Annotated in this window: 5 protein-coding genes and 1 pseudogene; 3 read left to right on the top strand and 3 right to left on the bottom strand. The window is 58.5% G+C overall.

All coding sequences use genetic code 11. The features are described 5' to 3' along the window. The first annotated feature begins 173 nt into the window (after nucleotides 1-173). The gene (locus tag ACETWG_10480) at nucleotides 174-473 is read left to right on the top strand and encodes a hypothetical protein (GenBank protein MFB0517009.1); all 300 of its coding nucleotides are present in this window, start codon (nucleotides 174-176) and stop codon (nucleotides 471-473) included. An 8-nt stretch (nucleotides 474-481) separates the two neighbouring features. On the opposite strand, the pseudogene ACETWG_10475 reads toward ACETWG_10480, so the two are convergent. The 3 genes and pseudogenes from ACETWG_10475 to ACETWG_10465 form a co-directional block, all read right to left on the bottom strand. Continuing rightward, nucleotides 482-577: pseudogene (locus ACETWG_10475) on the bottom strand (hypothetical protein). A gap of 119 nt (nucleotides 578-696) precedes the next feature. Beyond that, complete coding sequence (locus tag ACETWG_10470; protein ID MFB0517008.1) at nucleotides 697-2,010, bottom strand: acetyl-CoA hydrolase/transferase family protein; 1,314 nt, start codon at nucleotides 2,008-2,010, stop codon at nucleotides 697-699. Nucleotides 2,011-2,037: 27 nt separating this feature from the next. Beyond that, entirely contained in the window at nucleotides 2,038-2,469 is a 432-nt protein-coding gene (locus tag ACETWG_10465; GenBank protein ID MFB0517007.1) for an OsmC family protein, read from the bottom strand. 279 nt (nucleotides 2,470-2,748) lie between these two features. Between ACETWG_10465 and ACETWG_10460 the strand changes: the two genes are divergently transcribed. Both ACETWG_10460 and ACETWG_10455 read left to right on the top strand, forming a co-directional pair. Then, nucleotides 2,749-5,178, top strand: a complete 2,430-nt coding sequence (locus ACETWG_10460) for a penicillin acylase family protein (GenBank protein ID MFB0517006.1) — start codon at nucleotides 2,749-2,751, stop codon at nucleotides 5,176-5,178. Nucleotides 5,179-5,189: 11 nt separating this feature from the next. Next, complete coding sequence (locus ACETWG_10455) at nucleotides 5,190-6,029, top strand: glycerophosphodiester phosphodiesterase (GenBank protein ID MFB0517005.1); 840 nt, start codon at nucleotides 5,190-5,192, stop codon at nucleotides 6,027-6,029. The last annotated feature ends 131 nt before the right edge of the window (nucleotides 6,030-6,160 follow it).

Raw genomic sequence — 6,160 nt, 5'->3', positions numbered from 1 at the left:
TCACCCGAATGGCCGCCACTGACCACATCATCATCATGGGCAAGTCCAGGATGAATCCCCTCAAGGCGTTCTTGAAAGGCACCAAGCCGGGGAACACGGTTCTTAAAGCCTACGGACCGGTGATCCTGGTAAAGTAGCCCGCCCTAATCCCATTCAGATAGGAGGATTACCAGATGATGAAGCAGATCACAAGAATCTCCATTCACCAGACCAGTAAGGTGATTGCCATCACTTATGTGGGTCTGGCGGTTCCACTCGCAGTATTTGTGTTTATCATGATCAGTCTGTTCGGCGAGCCACATGAGAGAGAATATGCCCCGCTTGCTGCCGTGCTCTACCTGATTCTCATGCCGTTGATAGCTTATCTTCTGGTGGCATTGTTCGCGGCAATCTACAATGTTGTCGTGAAGAGATTCGGGGGAATCGAGTTCTCCCTTGAGGATGGCGAACCCACCCAAGGCGATACGGCTTAAGGACCGTTCTAAAACACCCTCTTCACCGTAAACCCGCTCTCCCGGGCGTAGCGATAGAGTTCATCACGGAAATCAGGGTGGGCGATGCTGATCAGCTGCTCGGCGCGCTGGGCTTATAAAATTAATTAATCGGCAAAGCACCTAAGTATAAATAAAACAGATAACTAGGAACTATAAACTCGGAACTGATCCTTGGCGTCTTTGCGGTTAGATCTCTTCTTAACTAGAACAATTTCCTCAGTGTAAACCCGCTCTCCCGGGCGTAGCGATAGAGCTCCTCCCGGAAATCGGGGTGGGCGATGCTGATGAGCTGATCGGCCCGCTCGCCTACGGCCTTGCCGCTGAGAATGGCATTGCCGTACTCGGTGACGACGTAGTGCACGTCGCCCTCGCTGGTGACCACTCCCGCGCCGTGCTCGAGGTAGGGCGCAATGCGGGATATAACCTGATCTCCGGCCTTCGCGGTGGAGGGCAGGGCGATAATAGGTTTGCCTCCTTTGGAGCGGGAGGCGCCGCGGATGAAGTCCACCTGCCCGCCGATGCCGCTGTAAAAGCGCTTGCCCAGACTGTCCGCGCAGACCTGCCCTTTCAGGTCCACGGAGAGGGCCGAATTGATGGCCGTCACCTTGTCGTTGCGCGCGATGTTGAAGGGGTCATTGGTGTACTCGCAGGGACGCATCTCGACGATGGGATTATCATTGGCCCAGTCGTACAACCTGCGCGTACCGATCATGAAGCTGGTCACCGTTTTCCCGGGATTCAGGTTCTTACGCCCGTTGGTGACAGCCCCGGCCTCGACCAGTTGCATGATGCCGTCGGAGATCATCTCGCTGTGCACGCCCAAATCTTTGTGCCCGCGCATGCCCTGCAGGGCGGCCTGAGGGATGGCGCCGATGCCCACCTGCAGGGTTGCGCCGTCGTCTACCAGGCTGCACACATTTTCGCCGATCTTCCGCGTGACCTCGGTCAACTCCTCGCTCTCATAGGTATAAAGGGGATAGTCCACTTCCACCAGGCATTCGATCTGCCGGACGTGGATGAACGAATAGCCGAAGGTCCGCGGCATCCGGGGATTGACCTCGGCGATCACTTTCTTGCTGGCCAGGTAGGCGGCTCGCACCACATCCACCGACACCCCCAGGCTGCAGTAGCCCCGGTTGTCAGGCAGGCTTACCTGGATCAGCGCGACATCCGGGGGCAACTGGGCCAGGAAGTGGGGAACATCCGACAGGAAGGCCGGAATATAATAGGCCCGACCTTCGTTCACCGCCTGCCGCACGTTGGGCCCGATGAACCAGGCATAGTGCGTGAAGCTCGCCTCCATACCCGGCAGGGTGTAGGGCGCCGTCTCCTCGGTGGTACCCAACGTGAGGATGTGGTGCACCTGCACCTCGCGCAGATCCGCGTGCCGGGCCGTCATGGCCTGTACCAGCACCCTGGGCACCGCGGCACCCGAGCCCACAAAGACTTTGTCACCCGGCTTAATGCGGCTTACAGCCTCTTCCGCCGAGACCCATTTACCATTCTTTTCCGTCACCGCTGGCTCCTTCTTGATATCAAAGGCCTAATCTGGTTCTTCGACTTCATGTATCACCACCTCTGAAATGATCTCCACCGATTCGTTGATCGTGTGGGTCACGGAGCAGTATTTTTCCTCTGAAAGTTTCACCGCCCGTTCCAGTTTTTCCCTGGGTAGGTCCTCACCCCAGAAGTGGTAAGCGACATGAATGTGAGTGAATTTGCGTGGTTCCGTCCGGGCTCGCTTGCCTGACAGTTGGATGCGCAAATCCCGCACTTGCACCCGCATCTTGCGCAGGATGAGTTCCACGTCAATACCGCTGCAGCCCCCCAGGGCCATAAGGAGTAGCTCGACCGGTCGGGCGCCGCTATCGTGGCCGTGATCTTTCCGACTGGCGTCCATGACCACCCAGTGGTTGGAGGGTCCCCGGGCCAGGAAGGTGGTGCCTTCAACGCGCCGGACTTCTACTTCGGTCATCTTCACTCCTTCTCAATACCCAGTTGGGTTTGGCAATAGCCGCATCCGGGCCGGGTAATCTGCGCGAAGCTACAATCCGGCCGGCCCCGCCGAAAAGTGGTAATCGAAGCATAGCACACCAACCTGCCCAAGCGGCGTCGGGGCTGCTTCCGGCTATTAACGGCCACACCTTGCTACTTCCGGCAGCGTGCACCTAAATTCTCTGCAGTAGCTGCCTGGCAGGGATTTTACTCCCAGGGCGCACCCTCCGTGAACCCCCGATACCTGATAGGTATAACAATGCGCAACTTTTTTAAATGGATCGGTCTCCTGATTCTGATCCTCATCGTGCTATTTGTCTTTTACCCCAATCTTTTGCTGCGCGTTCCCGAACCCATACGGTCTGGAACACTCAGCCTGCCGGACCTGGGAAAGCCGGTTACGGTCATCTTTGACGAATATGCCGTGCCCCACGTCTACGCCGAGAACGAGCACGACCTTTTTTATGCCGCCAGTTATGTCATGGCTTCCGAGCGCCTGTTCCAGATGGACCTGGTCAATCGGGCCGTTCGGGGGCGTCTGGCCGAGATGAATGCCGGACTGTTGAACGCCGATAAATACCTGCGGACCTGGGGTTTCCACCATATCGGCAAACAGATGGCGGCGGCGATGGCACCGGAAACCAGGCAGATTGTGCAGTGGGCCTGCGACGGCATCAATCACTACATCGACACGCACGTGGATGACCTGCCGCTGGAATTCCGGCTGGCAGGACATGAGCCGCTGCCCTGGGAGCCGGCCATCGTCTGCGGCTACGCCCGGCTGATGGGGCATGAACTCAACCTGTCCTGGGCCCTGGAGATGGTCGTCGGACGCCTCATGGAGGTGTACGGCGAGGAGATGACCAGGGATATCATTCCCGCCTATCCGGACGATAGACCTTTTGTGGTCCCGGCCGGGGTGTCTTCCTTCGCTCCCTTGGCGGAGCCTATAATGGCCGCCCATGACCAGGTTAAGCGGGTCCTGGGCGAAGGGGGAGGATTCAGTGGCAGCAACAATTGGGTATTATCCGGGGAGCGCACCACCACCGGCCGACCGATCCTGGCTAACGATCCCCATCTGGACTTCACCCAGCCGGCCAAGTGGTATGAGATACACCTGATCGGCGGCCGTTTTAATACCCGGGGGGTCTGCCTGCCCGGCCTGCCTCTGCCGGTGCTGGGTCACAACGAACATATTGCCTGGGGATTTACCAATGTCATGGCTGACGATGCCGACTTTTACGAAGAGCAGGTGAATCCGCGGGACTCCAGCCGATACTTGCACCGCAGCGAATGGCTACCGTTCACGGAAAGGAAAGAGACCATTCAGGTGAAGGGCGGTGAGCCGGTGATCCTTATTGTACAGGAGACGGTTCATGGGGTGGTCATCAACGACCGGCACGCTATTGCTGGTCTATCGGACAAGCCGGTGACCATGCGCTGGACGGGCCAGGATGTCACCGACGAAGTCGCTGCTCTGATCAAGTTGAATCTGGCCCGCAACTGGGAGGAATTCAGTGCGGCGGCCCGCCTGTTTACCGTGCCGGGCCAGAACGTGGTCTATGCTGACCGGGTGGGCAATATCGGCTGGCGGCCCTTTGTGCGCCTGCCTGTCAGGAAGGGCGGGTCGGGCTTACTAGTCATGCCCGGGGCTTCCGGTGAGTGGGACTGGCAGGGCTACGTCCCCTTCGAAGAGATGCCCTACCGCTACAATCCACCCGAAGGTTGCATCGCCACGGCAAATAACAAAACCATCGGGCCGGAATTCCCCTATTACATCAGTGCTTACTGGGTGCCGCCGGCGCGTATTGAGCGCATCCTTGAGCTCGTGGCTGACCGGCGAGAGCACAGCCTCGAATCGTGCGCGGCTATCCAGAACGATTATCGCTCCACCCATGCCCGGGAAGTGCTGCCCTTCCTGCTGGCGGCTTGCGCGGAGGAAGCCGGTAATGCCGGGCCGACACTGCTGGAGAAAGAAGCCCTGGAGCAGCTGCGCCGGTGGGACTTTGTCATGTCCACGGAATCAGTGCCCGCAGCAATTTTCAACACCTGGTTCGTGGAGCTGGTGCCGGCCATCTACCGGGATGAAATGGACCAGGCGGGTGACCATTTCTATACCAACTATCTTAAGCTCGGGGGATTGTTGCCCTATCGCAGTGTGACCTACCTGCTTCAGCGCGGGGAGTCGCCCTGGTTCGATAACCTGCATACGCCTGAAGTTGAAACTCGTGATGATATCATCCGCCAGGCTTTTAGGGCAGCGGTGAGCCGGCTCAGCGAAGAGCTCGGCAAGCGCATCGCCAAGTGGCATTGGGGCAAGGTGCACACCCTGACCCATCCCCATGACCTGGCTGGGGCCGGCACCCTGGGCAAGTTCCTTAACTGGTGGCTGGGCCTCAACGTGGGACCATTCCCGTTCCCGGGGGGCAATGCCACGGTGAATCCCGGAGCATATAGTCTCGATAATCCCTTCGCCATAACTGCCGGTGCCAGTGTCCGCCGCATCATTGACCTGAGCGATTGGGATCATTCACTAGCCGTGCTCCCCAGCGGCCAGAGTGGTGCTCCCTTCAGCCGCCATTATCGTGATCAGGCGGAGCTGTTCAATGCCGGTGAGTACCGAAGCGCTGATTTCAGCCGGGAAGCGGTAGAGCAAAACGCTCATAGCACCCTCATCCTCCAGCCTTAGGATTTCCTTCGGTGTCCGCCGGACTCCTGGGGCTGATCTTACTGCTGGGTGGTGGGGTGATGGCCGTGTGTGTCCGTCGCCTGTGGTTCTGGCGAGCGCGCGAGGTGCGGTTCTATCCCCGGGAAAGAATGTTGTACCTGGCCCATCGGGGGGTGCCTTCCAGGGCGCCGGAGAATACCCTGCCATCCTTTTTGGCGGCCTTCGAGGCGGGTATGGACGGCATCGAGCTGGACGTGATGCAAACGTCCGACGGTGAACTGATCGTCAAGCATGACTACGACCTGGAACGGGTCACCGAGGGCAGCGGGTACGTTTGGGAGACATCCTACGAGGTCATCGCCGGGCTGAATGCCTCCTACAGATGGCAGGGTGACTATCCCCCAACCCGGATTCCCCGCCTGGAAGAGGTACTGGAGCTGGTACCTGAGGGTGTGCTCATCAACATTGAGTTGAAGGCCAGGCGCTGGTTCAATCCGGGCTTTGAGGAGCGGGTGGTGGCGTTGGTGCGGCGGTATCAGCTGGTGGAACGCACCATCATCTCCAGTTTCAATCCCTTTTCGCTGGTGAAAGTGAGGCGGCTGGAGCCGGCACTGGTCATTGGCCTTAACTGGTGGAATGTGGATACGCCGTGGTACCTGCGGAAGCTATATATTGTGAACCTGGTGCATCCCGATTTGCTGCACCCCAGTGTGGACGTGGTCACGCCGGAGATGGTGGCCAGGGCCCACCGGCGGGGGATGAGGGTGAATGTGTGGACTGTGAATAACCGGCCGGTGATCCAGTACTTGAAGTCCATCGGTGTGGATGGTATTTTCACCGACTTTCCGGAACTGGTTTTCCAGCCCAAATGAGCCTCGGGCTGCTGTGTTCTCCAGGAGTGCTATTCGACCTGGAAGCCTTTTGTAGAAGGAGTTATTGGTGCGATACTTAGTGCTGAGTGCAGTATTTTTTTATTCCTGCGTCCTTGGTCCCCGGCCGGAGA

This window comes from Candidatus Neomarinimicrobiota bacterium (assembly GCA_041862535.1).
Classification (GTDB): domain Bacteria; phylum Fidelibacterota; class Marinisomatia; order SCGC-AAA003-L08; family TS1B11.
Note: the sequence above shows the minus strand (reverse complement) of the source record. Positions and strands in the feature narration are given on the sequence as shown.

Excerpts from the sequence above, each read along its gene's own strand:
- ACETWG_10465 (MFB0517007.1), bottom strand. The coding sequence starts at position 2,469 with ATGACCGAAGTAGAAGTCCGGCGCGTTGAAGGCACCACCTTCCTGGCC.
- ACETWG_10460 (MFB0517006.1), top strand. The coding sequence starts at position 2,749 with ATGCGCAACTTTTTTAAATGGATCGGTCTCCTGATTCTGATCCTCATC.
- ACETWG_10480 (MFB0517009.1), top strand. The coding sequence starts at position 174 with ATGATGAAGCAGATCACAAGAATCTCCATTCACCAGACCAGTAAGGTG.